Annotated in this window: 22 protein-coding genes; 10 read left to right on the forward strand and 12 right to left on the reverse strand. The window is 37.1% G+C overall.

Annotated features, from left to right (window positions below; translation table 11 throughout):
* Positions 1-20: 20 nt before the first annotated feature.
* The 6 genes from PFY10_01350 to PFY10_01375 all read left to right on the forward strand — a co-directional run bounded on the left by PFY10_01350 (position 21) and on the right by PFY10_01375 (position 5,530).
* Entirely contained in the window at positions 21-473 is a 453-nt protein-coding gene (locus PFY10_01350) for a hypothetical protein (protein WBV57085.1), read from the forward strand.
* Positions 470-1,384, forward strand: coding sequence for a prolyl oligopeptidase family serine peptidase (locus PFY10_01355; GenBank protein WBV57086.1), 915 nt, complete (start codon positions 470-472; stop codon positions 1,382-1,384). Before PFY10_01350 ends, PFY10_01355 begins: the two co-directional genes overlap by 4 nt.
* 160 nt (positions 1,385-1,544) lie before the next feature.
* Positions 1,545-2,339, forward strand: coding sequence for a hypothetical protein (locus PFY10_01360; GenBank protein ID WBV57087.1), 795 nt, complete (start codon positions 1,545-1,547; stop codon positions 2,337-2,339).
* A 180-nt stretch (positions 2,340-2,519) separates the two neighbouring features.
* The gene (locus tag PFY10_01365; GenBank protein WBV57088.1) at positions 2,520-3,386 is read left to right on the forward strand and encodes an AraC family transcriptional regulator; all 867 of its coding nucleotides are present in this window, start codon (positions 2,520-2,522) and stop codon (positions 3,384-3,386) included.
* Between the two features lie 72 nt (positions 3,387-3,458).
* Complete coding sequence (locus PFY10_01370) at positions 3,459-4,514, forward strand: hypothetical protein (GenBank protein WBV57089.1); 1,056 nt, start codon at positions 3,459-3,461, stop codon at positions 4,512-4,514.
* 200 nt (positions 4,515-4,714) lie between these two features.
* Entirely contained in the window at positions 4,715-5,530 is an 816-nt protein-coding gene (locus PFY10_01375) for an AraC family transcriptional regulator (GenBank protein WBV57090.1), read from the forward strand.
* A 1-nt stretch (position 5,531) separates the two neighbouring features.
* Here PFY10_01375 and PFY10_01380 read toward each other — a convergent pair whose 3' ends face one another.
* The 3 genes from PFY10_01380 to PFY10_01390 form a co-directional block, all read right to left on the reverse strand.
* A complete protein-coding gene (locus tag PFY10_01380) occupies positions 5,532-5,978 on the reverse strand; it encodes a hypothetical protein (protein WBV57091.1) in 447 nt (148 codons plus the stop codon).
* Between the two features lie 134 nt (positions 5,979-6,112).
* Positions 6,113-6,943 (reverse strand): universal stress protein, encoded by an 831-nt coding sequence (locus PFY10_01385; GenBank protein ID WBV57092.1) that lies wholly within the window; start codon positions 6,941-6,943, stop codon positions 6,113-6,115.
* Positions 6,944-6,994: 51 nt separating this feature from the next.
* Entirely contained in the window at positions 6,995-8,407 is a 1,413-nt protein-coding gene (locus PFY10_01390; GenBank protein ID WBV57093.1) for an inorganic phosphate transporter, read from the reverse strand.
* A gap of 334 nt (positions 8,408-8,741) precedes the next feature.
* Here PFY10_01390 and PFY10_01395 point away from each other — a divergent pair, with 334 nt between their 5' ends.
* Positions 8,742-9,377, forward strand: a complete 636-nt coding sequence (locus PFY10_01395; GenBank protein ID WBV57094.1) for an NAD(P)H-dependent oxidoreductase — start codon at positions 8,742-8,744, stop codon at positions 9,375-9,377.
* 171 nt (positions 9,378-9,548) lie between these two features.
* On the opposite strand, the gene PFY10_01400 is transcribed toward PFY10_01395, so the two are convergent.
* Together PFY10_01400 and PFY10_01405 are read right to left on the reverse strand one after the other, a co-directional pair.
* A complete protein-coding gene (locus PFY10_01400) occupies positions 9,549-9,695 on the reverse strand; it encodes a hypothetical protein (GenBank protein WBV57095.1) in 147 nt (48 codons plus the stop codon).
* Positions 9,696-9,722: 27 nt separating this feature from the next.
* On the reverse strand, positions 9,723-9,866 hold the full coding sequence (locus tag PFY10_01405; GenBank protein ID WBV57096.1) for a hypothetical protein: 144 nt from the start codon (positions 9,864-9,866) through the stop codon (positions 9,723-9,725).
* 314 nt (positions 9,867-10,180) lie between these two features.
* Here PFY10_01405 and PFY10_01410 point away from each other — a divergent pair, with 314 nt between their 5' ends.
* Positions 10,181-11,056: an alpha/beta hydrolase gene (locus PFY10_01410; GenBank protein WBV57097.1), complete on the forward strand. Its 876-nt coding sequence runs from the start codon at positions 10,181-10,183 to the stop codon at positions 11,054-11,056.
* A 53-nt stretch (positions 11,057-11,109) separates the two neighbouring features.
* On the forward strand, positions 11,110-11,703 hold the full coding sequence (locus tag PFY10_01415) for a dihydrofolate reductase family protein (protein WBV57098.1): 594 nt from the start codon (positions 11,110-11,112) through the stop codon (positions 11,701-11,703).
* A 41-nt stretch (positions 11,704-11,744) separates the two neighbouring features.
* Here the strand turns inward: PFY10_01415 and PFY10_01420 are convergent, their stop codons facing one another.
* From PFY10_01420 to PFY10_01445, 6 genes are all read right to left on the reverse strand, one after another.
* A complete protein-coding gene (locus PFY10_01420) occupies positions 11,745-12,641 on the reverse strand; it encodes an aminoglycoside phosphotransferase family protein (protein WBV57099.1) in 897 nt (298 codons plus the stop codon).
* A 116-nt stretch (positions 12,642-12,757) separates the two neighbouring features.
* The gene (locus tag PFY10_01425) at positions 12,758-14,182 is read right to left on the reverse strand and encodes an MATE family efflux transporter (protein ID WBV57100.1); all 1,425 of its coding nucleotides are present in this window, start codon (positions 14,180-14,182) and stop codon (positions 12,758-12,760) included.
* A 278-nt stretch (positions 14,183-14,460) separates the two neighbouring features.
* Positions 14,461-14,643, reverse strand: coding sequence for a hypothetical protein (locus PFY10_01430; GenBank protein ID WBV57101.1), 183 nt, complete (start codon positions 14,641-14,643; stop codon positions 14,461-14,463).
* A gap of 182 nt (positions 14,644-14,825) precedes the next feature.
* Positions 14,826-15,755: a helix-turn-helix domain-containing GNAT family N-acetyltransferase gene (locus PFY10_01435; GenBank protein WBV57102.1), complete on the reverse strand. Its 930-nt coding sequence runs from the start codon at positions 15,753-15,755 to the stop codon at positions 14,826-14,828.
* A 138-nt stretch (positions 15,756-15,893) separates the two neighbouring features.
* The gene (locus PFY10_01440) at positions 15,894-16,742 is read right to left on the reverse strand and encodes a hypothetical protein (GenBank protein WBV57103.1); all 849 of its coding nucleotides are present in this window, start codon (positions 16,740-16,742) and stop codon (positions 15,894-15,896) included.
* A 20-nt stretch (positions 16,743-16,762) separates the two neighbouring features.
* Positions 16,763-17,212: a MarR family transcriptional regulator gene (locus PFY10_01445; GenBank protein WBV57104.1), complete on the reverse strand. Its 450-nt coding sequence runs from the start codon at positions 17,210-17,212 to the stop codon at positions 16,763-16,765.
* A gap of 237 nt (positions 17,213-17,449) precedes the next feature.
* Between PFY10_01445 and PFY10_01450 the strand changes: the two genes are divergently transcribed.
* Positions 17,450-18,580, forward strand: a complete 1,131-nt coding sequence (locus tag PFY10_01450) for an alpha/beta hydrolase-fold protein (GenBank protein ID WBV57105.1) — start codon at positions 17,450-17,452, stop codon at positions 18,578-18,580.
* 51 nt (positions 18,581-18,631) lie between these two features.
* Here the strand turns inward: PFY10_01450 and PFY10_01455 are convergent, their stop codons facing one another.
* Entirely contained in the window at positions 18,632-21,733 is a 3,102-nt protein-coding gene (locus PFY10_01455) for an amino acid adenylation domain-containing protein (protein WBV57106.1), read from the reverse strand.
* Between the last annotated feature and the right edge of the window lie 122 nt (positions 21,734-21,855).

Consider the following 21,855-nt stretch of genomic DNA (forward strand, 5'->3'; position numbering starts at 1 on the left):
TATCTAAAACTAGACTTACTATGATAAACAAAAGCTTACATGATGTGCTGGCCTACAGAAATGATGATGTTATTGATCGTTTTTTAACCATGTACAATATTGAGAAGGAAGAAGCTTTAAAGATATTTAACGAAACATTGAAATGGCTATGGCTGGGTAACCACGTTGATGATGTTTTTATTGATGATTCTACCTTAATAATTGATGAGATGTGGCATAACTTTATTCTTTTTACTCAGGACTATGAAGCCTTTTGTTCTGCACATTTTGGACGTTTTATACATCATCAGCCTGAAAAAAGAAAACAACAGGAGTGGTATAATGACACATTTAATGTTGAAAGCCATACAGACCGATTAAAAAGTTTATATGAAAGGGTGTATGATAATCTGGGAGAAGAGACCTTACTAACCTGGTATGAAGAATATCCTCAAAAATATTCTCCAGAGCAAATAAAAAAACTTAGAAAATGAAAAGAATTATTTATTTCTGTTTACTGATCCTGTCGAATCTGGTTTTCTCTCAAAATTTATCAAATGGTTTTGAGGAATTACAACCGGAAAAAATAGGGGGGTACACCGTAAAAAATACTGAAGGGAAAGAGGTTTATAAAACGGAATATCAACATCTTGACTCAGTAAAAATTTTCGGATATAATTATTTATCAGAAGACAATCTTAAAATAAGAGGGTTTCTTATAGAGCCTAAAATAAAAGGGAAGTATCCCGTAATTATTTTCAACCGTGGAGGCAATGGTGAACTTGGAGCTGTAACTCTACCAGTATTAACGGATTTTCTATCAAAAATTGCGGCTAAAGGCTTTGTGGTAATAGGCTCTCAGTTACGGGGAGGAGCCCGTAGTGAAGGAAAAGATGAATTTGGGGGGAAAGATATTGGAGATGTCTTAAAATTATTTGAAATTATTGATCATCAGGAGACTATTGATCCCAAAAAAGTTGGAATGCTGGGTGTAAGCAGAGGAGCAATGACCAACTTTTTAGTCCTAAAAGAAACAGACAGAGTAAACGTAAATATTACGGTAGGAGGCATTGCTGATTTAAATCAAAAAGACAGACCGGAAATGTTGGAGCTTTACAAAAAACTCATTCCTGATTTTGAGAAAAATTCGAAAAAAGAAATGGATAAGCGCTCTTCAGTTCTTGCTATTCCTATGATCAAAAATAAAAAAGTAAAAAATATGATTATCCATGGGGCCAATGATGAAAGGGTAAATGTTGAAAATGCAATTGTATTGTTTAAAAATTTAAAGGAAAATAATTTTTCAACAAGACTACTGATTTATGAAGATGCCAATCATGGAATTAATAATAACACGAAAAGCCTGATAGAAAATATAACCAAATTTTTCAAAGAATATCTCTAAACCTTCTGATGAAGTAAATGTGGCATTAGTTCGTTTTAGAATATCATTTGAGAAACGACAAAGGTCGATTTACTCAAAGAAAATAGAAGAAGCGATTGAGAAAAAATACACTAATGACTATAAATAAAAATAAATAAATAACATTAAAATTTTAAACAACATGAAAAAATTCTTTAGACCATTACTTCTGATATCAATGTTTATGATTTCATTTTCCTGTAATGATGATTCACAATCTACAGAGAACAACTCTGTATCAGCTTTACATTCCAATTTAAGTAACAAAGCCGGTGATTGTGGATTAGTAACAGAAGGAGATGATCAAAAGTGGGAGGCTATAGATCCTGTGGAAGTGGCGATACTTCATAATAAATTTTTAGAAGTGGCTGTGAATACCGCACTTCAAAATCCTGGTAAATCTGACATAGAAATTTTGACAAGTCTGGATATTCCGAATGTAAGTAGTGACTATATGAATTGCATATCGACCAGAATATCCAATACTTCAGATGATGAGATGGATAAAGTTATCATGAGCAATTTGAGTGATGATAGAGCCGTGGGTCTTTATAATGAAATATTAGATGATTTATCAGGGGATAATAAATCGTTTTCCACAATATCAAAAGAAATGGATGACACTAGATTAAAAATCAATTCTCTTTCTAATCAGAAAGATAGAGACATCCTATTAACGTGTTTAGAAACAGGATTAGCTTCATCAAAATTCTGGCTTCCTACAGAATTGGAAGGCGATGGAGTTGGCTATCATTATCTTTCCGTTGTAAACAGTACTTCAAAAGTAGGTGGTGATACACGATTCAAGAAAGATATGCGTGGTGCAGGATATGGAATGGTTGCATGGTCTTTTAGTGCTTTTTTAGGACCGGTTGGTGCTAGTGGACTTGTATACGGAGCTGTAACCGGAGCTATAGGTTCTTCATTTTTACCATAAATCATGTGACATATAACTCAGGAAGAAAGTCCTTCAAATAATTTTGAGGGGCTTTTTTCAGGTTGGCTGTATACTATAATCTTTGATCATAGAATTATAATTTTTTGTTCATTACCATATACACTCCGGAAATTTGTATTTTTAATCCATCATTGGTGCAAGAAAAAGTTGTTAAAAGAAATGGAACCGGTCACAAAAATTAAAACGTATCACTTTCTTCCCTACAAGTATGGTTTAGAGTTGCTTTTAGATATTGGTCGTATTGAAACATTAAATCATTTTGTATTAGATAGCACATTGCACCAGCTTAGTTTTTACGAAATTCTTTTTATTGAAAAGGGAGCCGGTACCTTTACATTGGATGAAAGTAAGATTCCCATCACTCCTGGAACTGCTATCTTCACAAGCCCCGGACAAGTTCGGTGCTGGGAAATCAAAGAAAAGGTAGAAGGATATACTTTATTTTTTGATAAAGATTTTCTCTATCTCTTTTTTTCAGACGAGCTGTTCCTGTATAGATTTCAATATTTTCATCAATATTCATTTCCAACCGGGATGAAGATACCGAAAGTATCATTTGAGAAATGTATGAACCTTTTACATGAAATAGAAGGGGAGTTCGGGCAGCTCCAGAATGACAGTGGCCATCTGATCAGGTCCGTCTTATATCAGCTGCTTGTCATTCTCAATCGTTATTATGCAAGTGTTTATCATATTCAGGGGGATACCTATGTTCATCCGGATTTTTACAGGTTTCGATCTTTACTGGAAAATAATTTTATAAATGACAGGACTGTAGAGGCTTATACCCGAATACTTAATGTCAGTCCGGGATTTCTGAACAAAATATGCAGGCAATTCAGTGGGCTATCAGCACAACAAATGATTCACCATAAACTGATTTCAGAAATAAAGAAAGAGCTGTATCAAAACAAATCTGCAAAAGAGATTGCTTACGGGTTTGGTTTTTCTGATCCTTCTAATTTTAACCGCTTCTTTAAAAAACTTACGGGGAGCACTCCTCAACAATACCGGAAGAGTTTGTAAAATGACCATTTAAAAATTAAAATGACCTTTTTGCAGTATAAGATTGTTCCTAATTTTACCCAAAAAAGGAATATGAAAAAATACATACTCAGCTTTCTGCTTTTTATAATAAGTGTAGCGATAGTACAGGCAGAACAATTATATGTTAATCCCAGGACCGGCAACGATACCAGTTCCGGAATAAAAGAACAACCTCTGAAAACAATTGCAGAAGCAGCAAGACGCGTCAACCAAAATAAGGAAAAGGAATCCACTACAATCATTCTTTCGGAAGGTATCCATCTGATCACCGAGACTGTTGTATTCAGTAACGATAAGTATACCCCTAAAAACCGTTTGGTTATTCGTGCGGAGATTATGCCTGATGATTTACATTGGGGGCCTCAAAAAATGCCGGTTGTCGTTACAGCAGCACCCCTTGTACCGGGTGTGGGAGGAGAAGAGGCAAGAGGCATACAACCGGAGGTTAGTCATGTGACTATTGAAGGTCTTAGATTTACGGGAAGCCCAGACTATTCTTATATAGATGGTAAAAACTTACGCCGGTCTTATCCCATTTGGAGGGATGGCAAAAAATTAGATGATCTTCTGGTAACGCAGTGTCTTTTTACCGGAAATCCGGATGTATTGCCGTTGCATGTAGGAGTTATAGCTAATGGATATGGTCTGGTGGTTGATCATTGTGTATTTTTCAATTGCAAAAATCCTGTTGTTTTCTGGAAAAATGAAGGACCTAAGGGAAGCAGAAGTGCCATGCGTTATTCATTGGTTTATGGAGGGTATTTCAGTGGGGTCTGGACTACAAAAGGTACTGATGGTGACTATTTTGACTTTCATCATAATGTCATTGCAAATACGACTACGGTATGGATAAGGGAAAAAGGAAGTACACTCAGATACAAAGCCTCTGATTGCATTTTTACAGACTATAAAAATATGGCAGGATTTGGTGACGGTGCGATAGGTGGTAATGATTTAACTTCCTCAGATTTTCTGGATATGAAAAACGTGCAGACTACAGGAACTGTACAAATTGAAAAAGATCAGAGTAAGCGTAATTATCTTCAGCTGGCGGAGGGGTCGTTGGGCTCAAACCTAAAAGCAGGACTTTTTAAAAAAAATCAATAAGTATATAGTTTAGATGATAAAGAATCCTGTCGTTTTTAAAATTGCAGGATCTTTATTTTACTGTAACCAATGAAAATTTCGCAAATATCATATATCTCAGCCAGGGCCAAAAAGTATGTGTTTTTCTTTTGATCTGTCATGTTTTTTTATAACTTTAACAGGCTTTGTATTAGCGAATTACTTAATTATTTATTCCGATTATGCAGATTTTGCCATCAGCTGTTTTAGCGCCTTACGTAAAGAATTATACGGTTGTAACGATTGGTAAAGATATCACGGATGCTGTATTTTATCCCAGTGGTTATATCGATTTGATTATTAATATCTCTGGCGGATCAGCTGCGACTATCATTAATGGCAAAAGAAAAGATACCCCGTCCGTAGAGTTACTGGGGCATATTACACTTCCAACAAGACTTACGGTCCTGAAAAATACGACGGTGCTGATCGTAAGAATTTATCCTCATGCCAGCACTTTATTTTTTGATGATCCGGTCTCTGAATTTACAAACTATGCCACTGATATGTATGATGTAACAGCAGAAAGTAAAACCTTGTATGATCGTATTATAATGGCGGGTGACTTGTCCGGCCAGATTAAAATAGTAGAAGATTTTTTGTTGCAGCAAATGAAAAAAAATGAAAACCGATTGAAAAAAGTGACGATGGTTCTGGCTCTTAGTAAGCGGATTTCCTTTGATAATCAGCCATTAAATTTAAACCGGTTATCTGAAGGCTCCGGACTATCGGAAAGATATATTCAAAAACTTTACATGAACAATATCGGTATCAGTCCGGCAGCCTTTACTTCCGTCGTCCGATTTAACAGATCCCTGCATCTGGTGCTTAATACCCGGTCATCACTGACTTCTATCGCTTATGATTGCGGGTATTATGACCAGGCACATTTTATCCGGGAATTTAAAAGATTTACGGGTATTGTTCCCTCAGAATCCCGGAGTTTCCTAATTGAAAACGGGAAAGATTTTCAAGAGGCTGTCAATGTAGGCTTTTAGCCTATTTCGCTGGATGATTACTGCTAAACATATCGCGATGCATTTTCCATCCGTTTTTTGTATTTTTCCAGATGACCATTACTTTTCCATCGTCTATTTTCTTACCGTCAAGATCTCTCATTTCATAAAAGCTTTCTTCAGTAATGAATGTTTTATCATTCCCATATAAATGCTGAATTGTAAATGTAACATGTACCTTAGGTCCACCTTTAAAGAATGAAGCTATTTGCTCCCGTCCGCACACGGGTGAAGCGCCGGGAGGGAACAGGCATGCATCTTCAGTATATCTGGTAAGAATAGATCCATCGTCCTTATTGGCGAGATCTGCATAGATGGCATTGCTTGATTCTATGGCTTTCCTGGCACTTTTTGATACCATATCTGTATTTTGGGCTTTGCAAAAACCGGCAAACGCTATGAATACGCTTACCATAACTACTTTTTTCATTTTAATTTTTTTTACAAAGTAACCGATTGATCGAAAATGAAAATTGTATAATTGCGAACTAATATTAATTTTTTCTTTTAACCTTATGCAGATTAAAGGATGGTTTGATACAAATGAAAAATGAACAATATTAATTAAGCATGAAGTACCAATATTGCTTTGACGGATTTGTTAAGAATTTCTTCTACAGTGCTGCTGCTAAATAAGCGGTAAATAATATTATGATTTCTTTTAACGAGACACAAAATGTCTGTTTCATTATTATCAATAAACTCTATAATTCCATTTGATGTTTTACCCTCCTCATCGATATAATTGAAATTAATTTCTACGGAGGGAAATTGTGCCGTGAGCTTTTTTTCACCATTCTTTATAACCTTAGGGTTGGTTTCTTTTTCAGAAATATGAAGAACCTCAAGTTTTTTAGGCTTAGAAACTTTCAGAATCTGATTTAAAGCTTTAACATCCCTTACAGATAATTTTGTTGTTTTATAATCGGTGGCCAGCGTAATGACAGGAACTTCTGGCATTGCACTTTCAATAGGAACAATTAAAGTAGGGATCCGGATTTTAGATAGCGCCATACTGGTGTTGCTACCTACAATTCCCTTGATACCCGTAGCACCTGTAATCCCCATTACCAAAAATGAAACTTCATGGTATTCTGCATATTTGGTCACCACATTTCGAAGAAAACCCACATCACAGATTGTTTTAACCGGAATGTCTTTATATTCTTCACTCTGAATAAAACTTTCTGTCCATTCCTGAAGAGCCTTTCTTTTTCGCGCATAATAATCCTCGATAAAGACAACATTGTAAATATTATTATTGATTCCCTCTGTGGGATGTATGGCATTTAAAACTGTTATCTCCATTTTTAAAGCTTTAGCAAAGGATAATGCATAAAGCATAGCGTTCCCGGCACTGTGAGAGAAATCGGATGCAACCAGTATTTTTTTCATTTTTTTGTTTTTGATGATAATTTGATTAATCTAAAAGGAGACCATGTTAAATTAAATAAACAGGTGAAAGAGTGTAAACAATAACAAAGATAATATTATTGAAACAGGTAAAGTAAGAATCCAGGCCATCCCGATATTTTTCAATGTGCCTGCATTCAGGTTATTCTTGCCTCCCGATGCTACCATAGATCCGGCAATTCCACTTGACAATACATGGGTGGTACTAACAGGTAGCCCCAAAAATGTACTGATACCGATGGTTGAGGTCGCTACAATTTCACTTGAAGCTCCTTGCGCATAATTCAGGTGTTCATTACCAATCTTTTCACCAATGGTTACTGCAATTCTTTTCCAGCCGATCATTGTTCCCAATCCCAATGAAACTGATATGATAATAATAACCCATACCGGTGCAAACTCAGTAAGTTTATTTAACTCAGCTGCCTGATGCATAAGTTGGCTCCTATTCGTATCATCAATGATTATTTTTTTATTATCATTGATCATTTTAATGGACTTTACGAGGGTTTCAACCTGTTTTCTGAAGGCATAGGTCCCCTTTTTATCTTTTTCACTTTTATAAGCCAGCTGTTTTTTTACAGCTTCGATCTGTTGACTTATGGAAACCAGTTCATTTCGGTTTTCAATAGATGCATCGGCTATGCCTTGTACGAGCTTTTCTGTATGATTCAGGGTGTAGATGATCCTGTCATTGGGAATATCATGATTGATCGCAAATTTGGCAGGAAGGAATGCAATAAGGATGAGCATAAAAAGACCGACACCCTTTTGCCCGTCGTTGCTTCCATGAAAAAAACTGACCAAAGTACAGGTGGTAATTAAAATGCCCCTGATCACCAAAGGTGGTTTGTCATTTTCTCCTTCCGGGATATGAAACAATGCTTTATAGCGGAGAACATATTTAAAGAACCACATTATCAGAATAGCCAGTCCAAAACCCACAATAGGAGAAAGGATGAGTGACAGTCCTATTTCTTTTGCCTTTTCCCAGTTGACACCACCTCCATAATACCAGCTGAAACCAAGACCGGCACCAATCAGTGAACCGATGAGGGTATGTGAGCTCGAACAGGGAATACCCAGGTACCATGTTCCAAGATTCCAGATGATGGATGCAATTAGCACAGCAAGTACCAGGCTTGCCCCGACAGCTATGGGAAGTGTCATAAGCGTGTCCATGGGTACCAGTTTCAGGATTCCCATCGCTACAGCAATCCCACCCGTGAAAACACCGAGAAAATTCCAGAGACCGGACCAGGGGATGGCAATAACGGGCTTAAGGGCTTTGGTATAAATAACTGTGGCAACTGCATTGGCTGTATCATGAAAGCCATTTACAAATTCAAAGACAACTACAGCAAATAAGGATAAAGCAAAAACGATCACTAAGCCTATGGTTAATTCTGATTCTCCAGAAAAAGGCAGGGTAGTGTTTAAAAGCATACAATATTTTTATTTAAGTAAAAAGATATCCGTGCAGTATGCCCCAATGATTGCGTTAAGAATAAATGCCCGGTACTTTTCACTTTAACAAAGAAAAGTGATTTAATTTATCTGTATTTAAACGGATCATTAATAATTTGTTATGCTTTACGGACCGACTGTTTTAATGTGGTCAATCGGGATCTGGATCGTAATTTATCTGGACTACTTATATATGTATGTCTGGTACCTTAATGGGGATGTAAAGCAAAATACCTTTGCGTAGAAGATGGATCCACGAGTTGAATAAAGGATTCAATATAAAAGAAACTAATTAGCTTATTAAATTTAGATTATGAGCAATGTATTAATTATTAACGCCAGTGCAAGAAAAGAACGGTCATTAAGCCGTCATCTTTCAGAGGTATTTACTAAAGAATGGAAAGAAAGGCATCCTGAAGATCATATTGTCTATAGGAATATAGGGCAGGAAAATATTCCACACGTCACGGAAAAATGGATTGCAGCAGCTTTTAAACCTGCCGGACTGAGAACAGATGAAGATATAGAAACATTACAAGTGAGTAATCAGCTGGTCGCAGAACTGAAAAATGCTGATGTTATCGTATTGGGAGCCCCGATGTATAATTGGTCGGTACCCAGCGTGCTAAAAGCATATATAGATCAGGTGGTAAGAGTGAACGAAACGGTTTTGGTAAATAAAAACAAACCAGAAAATCCCTATACGGGCCTATTGATAAATAAGAAGGCTTATCTGTTGATGGTTCGCGGAAATGCAGGGTATGATCCTGGAGAATTTTATGAACATATGGATTTTCAAACTACTTATCTTAAGACTGTACTAAGCATAATGGGGATAAAAAACATCAATTGTATGACACTCAATGGAGTAGATTTTGAAGGGAGCTCATTAGAAGCCGCTAACAAAAAAATAAAAACGATGATCTTGAATGAAAATACAATAGCTTAGCCCTGGAACTTCTTCTGTTTTTGTCAATGAATAGTCTGTGGAAACAGAAGTTATACCCTCTGAAAAAATGATTGAGTGCAGATGATTAAGCAAAAGCATCCTTTAGATACTTCTAAAGGATGCTTTTTATTAAAGTTATTGAACCGTATTGATCGGATCACCTTTCAGCTTTTAACTTAATATTTCACACGGTGCAAAGCATACTACCGATGGACATCTTTTAATTCCCGGAGGAGGGCAGCAATCATTCGAGCAACCTACTGCTCCGCCATTGATATTCTTCAATTGGTCTCTTGTAATTTTTGTGAAATTTTTCATAATAATAAAATTTGGATAAAATTAAAATTAAGGTTGGTTTCCTCCACCGCATCCATCGAATGGCATACATTGCCATTTTCCACCGATTAAGCAGATCTGGCCACCAGGACAGTTAATTCCTCCTTTAATTGTTTTCAAATCCTCTCTTTTGATTTTTTGTAAATTTTTCATAATAAATTAAGTTTAGTTCGAGTTAAAATTAATCAAATTTCATTTACATCACTAAAATTATCTGATAAATTTTCAGGTAAAATATGATTTGTCTATTGATTTTACATTGATTTTATAGATATGTAGTAAAAAAAATATTTAAGAAATAACAGGAATTCCCGCAAAAAACAGGATCAGCAAAGAAAACTGTTTACCCCAGTAAAATCTTGCCCTATGGCAAGCGAACTTTTCTAATGGCTTAGTAATTTTGGATAAAAGTTTTTTGATCTGTTTGAGATAAGATCAAAAAAAATAAACCAAATTAAAATATTACTATGAAAAATCTATTCAAATTTGATACGTTTCGTAAGCCATTGATCATGATTGTAATTATGATGTTAACGGCTTCGCATTTGTATGCACAGAAAATCAAGCCTTCCGGAAGCGGGTATGTTCCGGTAGAAGGAACTAAGGTTTACTATGAAGTATACGGAGAGGGCAGGCCGGTAGTTTTATTGCATGGTGCTTTTATGACCATTGATATGAATTGGGGACAACTGATCCCTGAATTATCAAAAACCAGGAAAGTGATTGCTATAGAATTGCAGGGACATGGTCATACACCTTATTCGGACAGGAAATTGTCACATGCTACATTAGCAAAGGATGTGGAAAAAGTAATGGATTATCTTAAAGTTGAGAGTGCTGATGTAGTAGGTTATAGTTTTGGAGGTGCCATCGCCTATGAGTTTGCTATCCAGAGTCCAAAGAGATTAAAAAATCTTGTCATCATTTCTGCTACTTATAAAAGCGCGGGTTGGCTACCGGAAATTAATAATGCTTTTAAGGGAATGAAACCGGATGTTTTTAATGGTAGTCCTATGCAAACTGCTTATGATGCTGTAGCTCCTGATAAGACAAAATGGACCAAATTTCTTGAGCAAATGATGGCTTCTGCATCGGAATCTTATAATATGGGAGATGAGAATATCGCAAAAATTACAGCTCCTGTACTGATCATAGCTGGGGATAACGACGGCCTCGATAAAATTGAGCTTGTAAAAACCTATAAGTTATTAGGTGGAGGTATTGCAGGAGACTTTGGAGCCTTGCCAAAATCACAATTAGCCATTGTACCGGGTCAAAACCATGTCAGCCTTATGATGCAGACTTCGACCATACTGAATTACCTTAATGCTTTTTTAAAGTAATTTAATTAAAGGATCAGCGTAATAATTTTAATACATCATAAAAAATTAATAAAGTGAGAAAAATAACCGTTTTATCCATGATAACATTGGATGGTATTATGCAGGCTCCCGGAGGACCTGAAGAGGATACCTCCGGAAACTTCAGATATGGAGGATGGACAGTGTCCTATGGAGATGAGCTTTTTGGAGAGATTATGAAAGAAGAGATGAAGCCTTCAGATTATATTTTAGGAAGGAAAACATTTGAAATTTTTGAATCCTATTGGCCTGAGCATGCAAACTTTTGGACTGCAATTAATGAAGGGACAAAATATGTCCTGTCTAAAGAGAGGGAGACATCTGATTGGAAAAATACCGTATTCTTAAAAACTTTGGAAGATATCAGAATGCTTAAAAATACAGAAGGATCGGATATTCAGGTATGGGGAAGCAGCGAGCTAATTCACCTGTTGCTTGAAAATGATCTGGTAGATGAACTAAGGCTTAAAATCTACCCGTTGATCCTTGGCAAGGGAAAAAAACTTTTTGATGAGAATGGAATTCCTTCAGCATTTAAACTAACAGAAAATCATGTGACTTCGAAAGGGGTTATGATCGCAGCTTATCAACGTGACGGAGACATCGTAACGGGTAATGTTGAAATATAATGACCTTTTTATTGAACTAATTTAACCTAAATATTTAAAAATTATAAATTGTTTATGGCCCAGTTTTCAATTTTTTGGTAATCATCATGCTCTTTTCGTACAGTATGAATATACAGATGGAAAAGAGTATAATGGATACGGTAGCATTGTAGCCGTTCTTCTACATGCTCAAAATTGATATACCCGGGTTTCATATTCATCCAGATCGAAAGAAAATCAGGACCAGTATCCCTTATCCAGGGTTCATTCATATGCAGTAAATCATAAAGCGGGTCGCCAAGCATCATTTCGGCCCAATCCAGAACAGCGGTTACTTTTCGGTTTCCGTCCAGTAAAAGATTATCAAACCCGAAGTCTCCATGAAGGATATATTTTTCATTGGGCAGATAAGGGAAAAAGCTTTTCATTTTTTCGATAAGATGTGTGAAAAGCTGTCTGTTAAGCCATGAGGTCTGGGCAAGATGTTGCCAGCTTGCAGTCGTTTTGCTATTATAAAATGATAAGAGAAAATGCTGCCAGCTTGGAAACATACCTTTTCCCTGGGGATCGGTAAAGCCCCAACCGCTGAGGTTCGTGGTATCGCTCAGGTGGATATTTTCCAATTGCCGGATGATTATTTTTGCAAGCTCTGTTTGCGAATAATGATCAAGATGGTCCATGATCTCATCGGAAGGATCACCATTTGCCTTTCTTGAAATACAGTAGTATACATTATCATGATAATTTCCGTATTCCAAAACTTCAGGAATAGGAATTTTCGTATTATTCAGATGTATAAAAGCCCAATGGTCTTTCATAAAATCCTGTACATGATTGCCTGTTCTGATAATGTATTGCTGCCCTTCAGCAGTAAAACTATATGCCTTAGACCACCATCCTTCAGCAATAAATTGGAGGTTAAAGATCTTTCCAAATTTTTTGGTTAAAAAATTTTCCATACTTCAATTTTTCAAGCATTAATTTACAAATTAAAAACAGCTGGACCTAACTAAAAGAGGCCACTCAATAGAGTGGCCTCTTCATTTTAGAAAATTATGGTATAATAAGTCCGGGACTATACATTGACCGTTTTCCATTTACCTCTTTTGAAAAAGATAAATGTCGTAATTGCGATGGCCGTTTCCGCAACCGGTATTGCGATAAAGACACCGGTTGGTCCCATGCCTACGTGTTTGGTAAGGATATAGGCCAATGGGATCTGAAGAAACCAGAAGCCAAAGAAATTGATCCATGTCGGGGTTTTTGTGTCACCGGCTCCGTTAAGGGCATTCATCATTACCATACCAATGCCGTAAAAGACAAAAGCGGTACTCATAATCCACATAGCCTTTTGGGCAACTTCTTTGATCTGGATATCATTGGTGAAAAATGAAACCAGCCAATCTCCAAAAAAGAGAAATAATATGGTGACAATGATCATGAAGATGACATTGTATTTTACAGTAGCCAGGACAGAATCTTCAGCGCGTTGAAATTGTTTGGCTCCAAGGTTTTGCCCTACCAGGGTAGCGGCAGCATTACTCATACCCCAGGCTGGCAGCATAAAGAACATCATCAATCGCAATGCGGTCTGATAACCGGCAGATCCATGATCACCACCCGTGGTTGCTACCAGCTCAGCAAGAAATATCCAGCTGCATGACCCGATAACAAACTGAAGTATACCAGGAGTTGCAATCCCAACCAATGATTTTATTACCGGCCAGTCAATACGAAAATGATGAAGCTTGATTTTTAGCTGATGCTTTCCGTTAAACAGGCAAAATAGCTGGTAAACCACTCCCATTGACCGTCCGATAACCGTTGCCATAGCCGCTCCTGTTAGTCCGAATGCAGGGATGATACCCCAGCCGTTAATGAATATAGGACACAGGATGATATTGCAGATATTGGCAATCCATAAGCTCCGCATGGCAATAGCAGCGTTTCCTGCACCACGAAATATACCATTGATCAGGAATAATAGCATTATGACAAGGCTGCTTCCCATCATGATCCGGGTAAAGTTTACTCCAGCATCAACGGTTTCCTTGCTTGCTCCCATGATCCGTAAAATATCCCCGGCATAAATCATCCCCGCGATGCTTAAGACAAGGGTTACGGCAAAAGCTACGATAATAGCCTGCATACCGGCATGTGCTGCTGCATCAGGATCTTTTTCTCCCACCCGTCGTGAAACCACCGCTGTGGCTGCCATACTCATACCAATTGCGATAGAGTACATTACCGTAAGTACAGATTCCGTTAAGCCCACTGTTTGTATGGCATAGCTGCTGTTTTCGAGATGCCCTACAAAATAAAGATCTACCAGTGCAAATACCGATTCCATGATCATTTCAAGCATCATGGGAATGGCGAGTAAAATAACAGCTTTATTAATATTACCGGTCGTATAATCCATTTCGGTACCCAGTAATGATTGTTTCAACAATGTGAAATAGCGCAAACCCTTCGATGGGGTTTTCTTATGATATGACATAAATGTAAAATTAAAAGTAAGTAATAGTAATATGGAACGAAGAGGCTTCGTTCTTTAAAGTGTTCTTATGTTTTAAGCCCGGTGATTAACCAATGATTACACTGGTGAGGGCTACTATCACTTTCATATGCAGTAGTAATTGAATCGCAAATATAATTATTTTTTAATTGCAAGTGACTAATAAGATGAAAAAAATCAGACAAATAATAAATCCGGACTTATATAATATGTTTATTTATATTACTTTAGTTCTTATGACGTATAGTTTTTTGTCTGACTTATTGATATAGAAAGAGAATGTCACAAGGTATTAAAATATTTTTAATCGTGTTGTAGGTGTATCCGTTAGCAACGATCAATGCTTTTACAGGACTGGTTCTGCCAATACTTATAATATTTTCCGATACAAAGCTTTTACTAGAAGAGGCCTGGTTGTCACTTCCTAAAATGATCAATTCCACAGAAGGCAGGTCTTTGAGAAGATCGTTGATGTTTATTGATCCGTTTCATCCAATAGGATATCGAATATTAATATCTATATTATCAGTGTTGCTTAATAGAACAATTCCTGATTTTATTTCAGGAACTAATGCAAGCATACTTCGATAGCCTATGTCACCACTGTCTAATTTTAATATTTAAATTAGGAGATATCCTTCAACATATGAATAGTTGTTGCATAATGCCCGGAATCTCCTATGGAACTGTGTAAATGTTTGTATTCCAATTTCTCATACATTGATATTGCTCCCTTAAAAACCTCAAAAGATTCTAAATAAAGTTGCTTATAACCTGCTTTTTTTGCTCTCCTTTCTATCATTTTTAGCAAATATTGTCCAACACCATTTCCTCTCAATTGATTGGAAAGATAAAATTTAACAATCTCTGCGCATGCAGAAGGCAACCCTATGGTAGGATAGAAGCCACATCCACCTAAAACTACATCATTAGATTCTACTATCCAATATTCTGCGTTTACATCTTGAAAAAGCTGATATAATTGGTTTGTTCTGGGATCATCATATACACTTCCTTCTTGAGGAGCGTTGAACTCTTCAAAAACTGTACGAATAATATCTGCTAAGGCTTTATTGTCTTTTTCTTCAATAGGTCGGATAATAACAGGATCTATAACTGCATGATTATCTCTGTGATGAAGTAGAGAATCAATCGTGGTCATACTCCGAATGACCGTTTTCAGATTTTGCTCGGAAAGATCTGAAAATAAATTTTCTATTTGAATGTCTGAATCACGGTTGATCTTTTCATAAGTGCTGCGTCCTAAGTCTGTAAGACTAATCACGCTGGAACGGTTGTCTTCTCCTGATTTTTTTCTAATAGTCAGTCCTAATTTTTCAAAACGTTTAAGGATGCGGCTTAGAAAACCCTTATCCAATCCCAGAGTAGCGGCCACTTCAGTAGGTCTTACATCAGCATTGAAATAAATCTCACGCATAACCCTGACTTCCGAAATACCCAGGTCTCCATCAAGAATACCCTTGTTGAGTAATCCCAGTACCTGTGTATAATACCTGTTGAAGGCTCTTATTTGTTCAATATAATGTTGTTTCATGATGTAAATATACATCAATAGTTGACTTTGTCAACTATTTTATATCAAAAATACATTACGTTATTTTAGTTTGCTTATTTTCTGTTGTTTATAATGTGATTAAGTCAGCTTTTGAAAATAAAAGATAGAAGATAGAAGTTATTTTAATATCAAAACAGGTTGATTTACATTTTGGTAAATTCCTTCAGAAATACTTCTGCTTGCCAGATAATAAAGGAAACTATGTCTTCCCGGTAGCGCAATAATCAGATCCGTTTTATTTGATGAGGCAAAAGTCAGAATTCCGTTGATAATATTTTCGTCGTAATAATAATGAATAGTACTCGGAATCTTGGTTAAATATTGGTGGATGTACTTTTCCAGGTCTCTCTTTTTATCTTCATTATCATCGATCCCTTTTCTTGTGTTGATATTGAGAAACATAAGGCGAACATCCATCTGCTCGATGATGGATTTGTGGTGAAACAGCCGGTCTAATTTTGTTATGCTGTTTATATCACAGGGTATTAAAATATTTTTAATCGTGCTGTAGGTGTAACCGTTAGGAACGATCAATGCTTTTACAGGACTGGTTCTGGCAATACTTATAATATTTTCAGACACAAAGCTGTTACCGGAAGAAGCCTGGTCGTCACTTCCTAAAATGATCAGTTCTACAGAAGGCTGGTCTTTCAGCAGTTCATTGATGCTTCTCGTAAGTGTCCATTCGCTTACCGCTTTTAGAACAGTTACTTCAGGTGATTTTTCAGTGATAATACCTGTTAATTTGCTAAGGAGTAATTCTGTACTTTTAATGAGGCTGTTTACATTTTCTTCATTCACAAGCAGATGACCTTCGGCTATGTGGAGATAGTCAAATTCAGATTCCTGTGACGTTTTTAAAAGAATAATATGTGTGTATTGATATTGTGTGGCCCATTCTGCAGCAAGTTTTACAGCATTTTCGGTAGTTGATGTGAAGTCAACAGGTACAAGTATTGTTCTCATATCAGTAAATTTAAACTCAGTTATTCAAGATTTGTTGTCATTTTTTTTACCAGGAAAAGAGCATCCTGTATTTTCTCTATACCAAGGTTGCCGGCTGCTTTTTCATACAGTTCCAGTGCCCACGGATAAACAATTTCTACAATTTCCTTTCCCTTTGCGGTAAGGAATATCTGTTTATTCCTTCGGTCATTGCTGTATTCTATTCTTTCAACCAATTCCCGTTTTACAAGATTGTTGATCAGGTAGGTAACACTTGATTTGTCTTTGCTTATTTTATTGCTTATCTCCTGCTGATTGATCCCGTCATTCCGGGATAAAACTCCAAGGATCTCTATAAGCTCAAAAGAAAGATCCGGATCATACTCGTTGATTCTGGTCTGGATTTTCTGTCGCAAACGGCTTTTCATTTCACTCATTGCCAAACCAAGCTCCAGGGCTAATTCTGATATGTTGTTTTGTGTGACGGGCATATGATGAATATTAACGTATAGTGGAGGTTTGATCAATCGCTGTTGTATAACAAATATACTTAAAATTAGTTTGAATTAAAACTAATTTTTCAAAAAAATAAAAGATTTTTTTTCTGTTGTTTACTTATTTAAGAAGAATATTTTCTTATTATTGAATTAAATTATAAGAAAAACTTGATTTTTACACGGAATGTAAGAAATGAGTGTTCGTATTTTTCTTATGTTAAAATCAAAATAATGCAATATTTACAAAAGATATTTCTCATTTCTGTTTTGTTTTCGTCAATGCTATTTTGTCAGAATTCCAGTGTTTCAACAACGGCATTACCGGGAAAGGATTTTCCGAAGCTGGATTTTGAAAAGAAGGCTCAGTTCCGGGTGTATTTTCCGGATGCTCAATCTGTAACTTTAGAGGGGGGGGATGGTATGAAAAATATAAAATCTACCGCCTCAAAAGATAAAGACGGTTTTTGGAATATTTCAACAAGTCCTCTTGAAATTGGATTTCATTATTACTGGCTGAACGTGGATGGAAAGCGGGTCAATGATCCGGATACTCAGCTGTACTTTGGCTACGGTCAGCCGACCAGCGGGATCGAAGTTCCATCAGGAGAAGATTTTTTCTTTGAGAAGAATGTAAAACATGGACAGATTATAGAGGATGGTTTTAATTCAAGAATAACAAAAGGTAAGCGAAATTTTAAGGTTTATCTTCCTCCGGGATACGGATCAGAGAAACTACCGGTATTGTATCTATACCACGGAACAGGAGAAGATATAACGGGTTGGGAAAGACAGGGGCATATTGCCTGGATTCTTGATACTCTTCTGGCAGAAAGAAAAGCAGAGAAAATGATTGTCGTAATGGATTACGGAGTGGCATTAAATCCGGAAGAAGAAAAACTAGCGGATAATTCTTCCAAAACAGTCATTTCATCCCGAAATCTGGATAAGATTTTTATCGAGGAGCTGGTTCCCTATGTAGAAAAAAAGTATAAAACCAATGGTAAAAAAGCGATTGCCGGACTTTCCCGTGGAAGCTATCAGGCGATGCTGATAGGGGTAAGTCATCCTGAAATGTTTACAGCCATCGGGTCATTCAGTCCTGTAATTTATGGAGGAACTGAAGATGAGCCTTTTAAGGAGCTGCCGGTTGATCATCTTTTAAAGTCACGGAAAAAGCCTTATTTCTTTGTCGGGATCGGGGAAAAAGAAGAAGCACGATTCTTTGGATTCAATGAGATTCTGCATGATTTCTTTACTCAGAATAATTACCCCTATACTTCATACAGATCCGCAGGAACTTATCACGAATGGCTTACCTGGAGAAGATGCCTTTATGAGTTTGCACAACAGATTTTCAGATAACTTTATATTAAAAATCCCCGGCCTTGGCCGGGGATACACCATAACTAAAAACTAAGAATGCATGCCCAGATACTTTAAATAAGCATCAAGGACAGGTTTGTTGAATACAGGTTCTTTAATGTCTGAGTCTTTGAGGAACTCCTTTACATTAGAACAGTCCCAAATGTAAGTATGCTGGTAAAGTTCCACAGTAGACAGGCCTTCATGCATATTATCTTTAAACAGGCTTGTTAATGGATACAATCTGTTTTTGGTATCATTTTCCCAATGCTTACGCCATTCTTTATAGGGAAGGGGAGTAAGTTCATAAGGGTAATTCTTTTTGAGCAGGCCAAAGAAATCCTCCAGCGTCAGATTAGTTTCAGGGCTGGCAATCAGATTGAATTTCTTGCCGATTGCATTTTTATTTTTCGTGATATGAGCCATTGACCGGGTCATGTAGTCTACGGTGATCAGGCCTTCTCTAAGTTCTGTTAATGCAGGGTAAGATTTAAACTCTATACAGTTTTTTACCAGTCCGGACCACCACTGATAAGGTGCGCTCGCTCCGGATTTACTGTGACACATCGCATATCCCAAACGATACGTAATCAGCGGGAGACCTTCCCGGGCTGCAAGATCCGCTATAGCTTCCATTACATATTTGCTTCGCACATAGCCAATATCTTTACTTACCGACATGATATTCTGTTCTATGTCGTCAGATTCCAGCATGATCTTTTTTCCGGTAAATAGATGTCCCCAGCTATAAACTGAAATTGTAGATAAAAGAGCCAGGCACTTTGTTCTTTCTGTTCCTGCCAGACGTATAATTTCCCTTATTCCATCTACATTGGGTGCTTTCATATAAGAATAAGGCTCAATAAAATTGACCGAACTTCCGGAATGATATATCACATCAATAACAGTGGCAAGCAGATCGAATTTTTCTTCAGATAAACCCAAAGAAGGTTTTGCCAGATCACCTAAAACCGGAATAATCCTTGATCTCTGCGAGTGATTTTGCGGGATATGAAACTGAATAAAGCACTGGTTGATTTTTTCCATGGCATGAAATTCATCCTGTGCTCTTACCAGGCAGTATATATCTGCATCCGTTGTATCTAAAAGCTCCTGAAGAAGATGGATTCCTACAAACCCTGTGGCGCCTGTGAGAAATATGGCAGATGGATTTTCCAGTTTTTCTGGATCAAAATTATCCTTGAATCGGGTGCCGGGATTCAGGTAGACGTCCTGTTGTAATTCAACATAAGGTTCTACGTCTTCAGAAGGAATTGCTTCTCTTGCCTCGTGAGCACGTGCTATAAGCACATCGCTGAGTTTTTTCAGAACAGAGTATTGATAAATATCGCGCAGATATACTTTTATATTTAATTTTTCCTGTAAAGCTACCGCAACAACAGCAACCAGAAGCGAATTTCCTCCGATATCAAAGAAATTATCAGTGATATTGATAACCGGAAGTTCCAGTTCCGATGACCAGATGTCAGCTATTATTTTCTCGGTTTCATTTGTTGGCGGTTCGTGTGAGATAAGTTCCTTTGCCTCTTTTTCTGCAAGGCTGCTTAAGAGGTCCGTATTGGTTTTTCCATTCGCGGTCAATGGTATTTTGTCGATACAGATGATCTGGGCGGGGATCATATATCCGGGTAATTCTTCTTTGAGAAAACTCCTGATTTGCTGGATATCCTTTGATGTTCCGGGTTTTAAAACAATAAAGGCGACAAGATATTTGTTATTCCCTGAAGTATTTTTTGTGATTACTACAGCTTCTTGTATTCCTGCCAGTCGATCGAATGTGCGTTCTATTTCTCCCAATTCTATTCGGAATCCTCTTATTTTTACCTGATTATCCATTCTTCCCAGAAACTGGATTTCTCCATCGGAGGACCATCGGGCAAGGTCTCCCGTTCGGTATAGTTTTTCAGTTTCCATAAAAGGATTAATAATGAATTTTGAAGCTGTGAGTTCCTCATTGTTTAAATATCCTTTAGCCAGTAAGGTGCCGCCTATGTATAATTCTCCGGTTGCTCCTATGGGTAATAGTTCCATTTGATTTCCCAATATGTAAGCTTTAGCATTTGCTATAGGCCTGCCAATGGAAGAAACATATTTTCCGTGAAGATCTTTAACCTTCTTAAAAGTAGCATATACGGTACATTCTGTAGGACCATAATAATCGATAAGTTCATAGTTTAGTCCATCGGTGAGTACAGGCTTTAGTTTTTCACCTCCTGTAAAAAGATATTCCAGCTGAAGATCATTATGATTTCTGGTGTGTGCCACGACTGCCGGAACCAAAACAGTAGGGGCAAAACCGTGGGTAATTTTGTTTTTCTGATAAAAGCTGGCCAGGGCGGAAGCTTCAGTTCTCTCTTCGCTGTCCGCTATAAAAAGGGTCGCTCCGGAAGTCAATGCCGACCAGGTTTCCCATACAGATATGTCGAATGCCAAACCGGCCACCAGGCTGAGATGAGAAGTGGGGGTGACATTAAAATAAACATTATGCCAGGTTACCAGATGCTGGATACTTTCATGAGTGATCATTACTCCTTTAGGGTTGCCTGTGGAGCCGGAGGTGTAAATGGTATAAGCAAGAGTGTTGTGATGAGTAATCACCTCCGGATGCTGAACGGAGGAATCAGTGAGGTCATCCTTACGGTCAAGATAAAATATGTGGAAGTTTGGGTCTTTAGATAAATCTTGAGAGAGGACCTGATTGGTGATTATAATTTCTGCTTTAGTATCATTCAGAATATACTCTACGCGTTTTACCGGATAGGCAGGATCTATAGGAACATAAGCAGCACCTGTTTTTAATATTCCAAGAATTGCAATGACCCATTCCAGGGAGCGGTCCAGCCATACAGGGATGTACATTCCTTCTGTTATCCCTTTTGCAATGAGTGTATTGGCGATCTGGTTGCTTTTTTCATCCAACTCACGGTAGGTTATATGCTGATCCTGATAAACAGCAGCCACGTTATCCGGATGTAGGGAAACTTGTTTGAGAAATAATGAAACCAATGTTTGTTCCTTTTTGTAGTCCCAATTTGTTTTATTGAACTCGTACAAAATTTTGTTCCTTTCTTCTGAGGACAAAGGAAGGATAGTGTTGATTCGGGTTTGTGATGTTAAGTTTGTGTTTGGCATATTAGTTTTTTTTGATTTGGTTGTATGTTGTAATGTTTATGGCATGGTTGTTATTTTGGGTTATAAAATTTAGAATAAACTAAATGTGAAATTTTTTTCACGGAGTCATATTTTTTTATGTT

This window comes from Chryseobacterium daecheongense, assembly GCA_027920525.1.
Taxonomy (GTDB): domain Bacteria; phylum Bacteroidota; class Bacteroidia; order Flavobacteriales; family Weeksellaceae; genus Chryseobacterium; species Chryseobacterium proteolyticum.

Bases quoted from the DNA above. Each gene is read 5' to 3' on its own strand.
- PFY10_01350 (WBV57085.1), top strand. From the start codon at position 21: ATGATAAACAAAAGCTTACATGATGTGCTGGCCTACAGAAATGATGAT.
- PFY10_01355 (WBV57086.1), top strand. From the start codon at position 470: ATGAAAAGAATTATTTATTTCTGTTTACTGATCCTGTCGAATCTGGTT.
- PFY10_01360 (WBV57087.1), top strand. From the start codon at position 1,545: ATGAAAAAATTCTTTAGACCATTACTTCTGATATCAATGTTTATGATT.
- PFY10_01365 (WBV57088.1), top strand. From the start codon at position 2,520: ATGGAACCGGTCACAAAAATTAAAACGTATCACTTTCTTCCCTACAAG.
- PFY10_01370 (WBV57089.1), top strand. From the start codon at position 3,459: ATGAAAAAATACATACTCAGCTTTCTGCTTTTTATAATAAGTGTAGCG.
- PFY10_01375 (WBV57090.1), top strand. From the start codon at position 4,715: ATGCAGATTTTGCCATCAGCTGTTTTAGCGCCTTACGTAAAGAATTAT.
- PFY10_01380 (WBV57091.1), bottom strand. From the start codon at position 5,978: ATGAAAAAAGTAGTTATGGTAAGCGTATTCATAGCGTTTGCCGGTTTT.
- PFY10_01385 (WBV57092.1), bottom strand. From the start codon at position 6,943: ATGAAAAAAATACTGGTTGCATCCGATTTCTCTCACAGTGCCGGGAAC.
- PFY10_01390 (WBV57093.1), bottom strand. From the start codon at position 8,407: ATGCTTTTAAACACTACCCTGCCTTTTTCTGGAGAATCAGAATTAACC.
- PFY10_01395 (WBV57094.1), top strand. From the start codon at position 8,742: ATGAGCAATGTATTAATTATTAACGCCAGTGCAAGAAAAGAACGGTCA.
- PFY10_01400 (WBV57095.1), bottom strand. From the start codon at position 9,695: ATGAAAAATTTCACAAAAATTACAAGAGACCAATTGAAGAATATCAAT.
- PFY10_01405 (WBV57096.1), bottom strand. From the start codon at position 9,866: ATGAAAAATTTACAAAAAATCAAAAGAGAGGATTTGAAAACAATTAAA.
- PFY10_01410 (WBV57097.1), top strand. From the start codon at position 10,181: ATGAAAAATCTATTCAAATTTGATACGTTTCGTAAGCCATTGATCATG.
- PFY10_01420 (WBV57099.1), bottom strand. From the start codon at position 12,641: ATGGAAAATTTTTTAACCAAAAAATTTGGAAAGATCTTTAACCTCCAA.
- PFY10_01425 (WBV57100.1), bottom strand. From the start codon at position 14,182: ATGTCATATCATAAGAAAACCCCATCGAAGGGTTTGCGCTATTTCACA.
- PFY10_01435 (WBV57102.1), bottom strand. From the start codon at position 15,755: ATGAAACAACATTATATTGAACAAATAAGAGCCTTCAACAGGTATTAT.
- PFY10_01440 (WBV57103.1), bottom strand. From the start codon at position 16,742: ATGAGAACAATACTTGTACCTGTTGACTTCACATCAACTACCGAAAAT.
- PFY10_01445 (WBV57104.1), bottom strand. From the start codon at position 17,212: ATGCCCGTCACACAAAACAACATATCAGAATTAGCCCTGGAGCTTGGT.
- PFY10_01450 (WBV57105.1), top strand. From the start codon at position 17,450: ATGCAATATTTACAAAAGATATTTCTCATTTCTGTTTTGTTTTCGTCA.
- PFY10_01455 (WBV57106.1), bottom strand. From the start codon at position 21,733: ATGCCAAACACAAACTTAACATCACAAACCCGAATCAACACTATCCTT.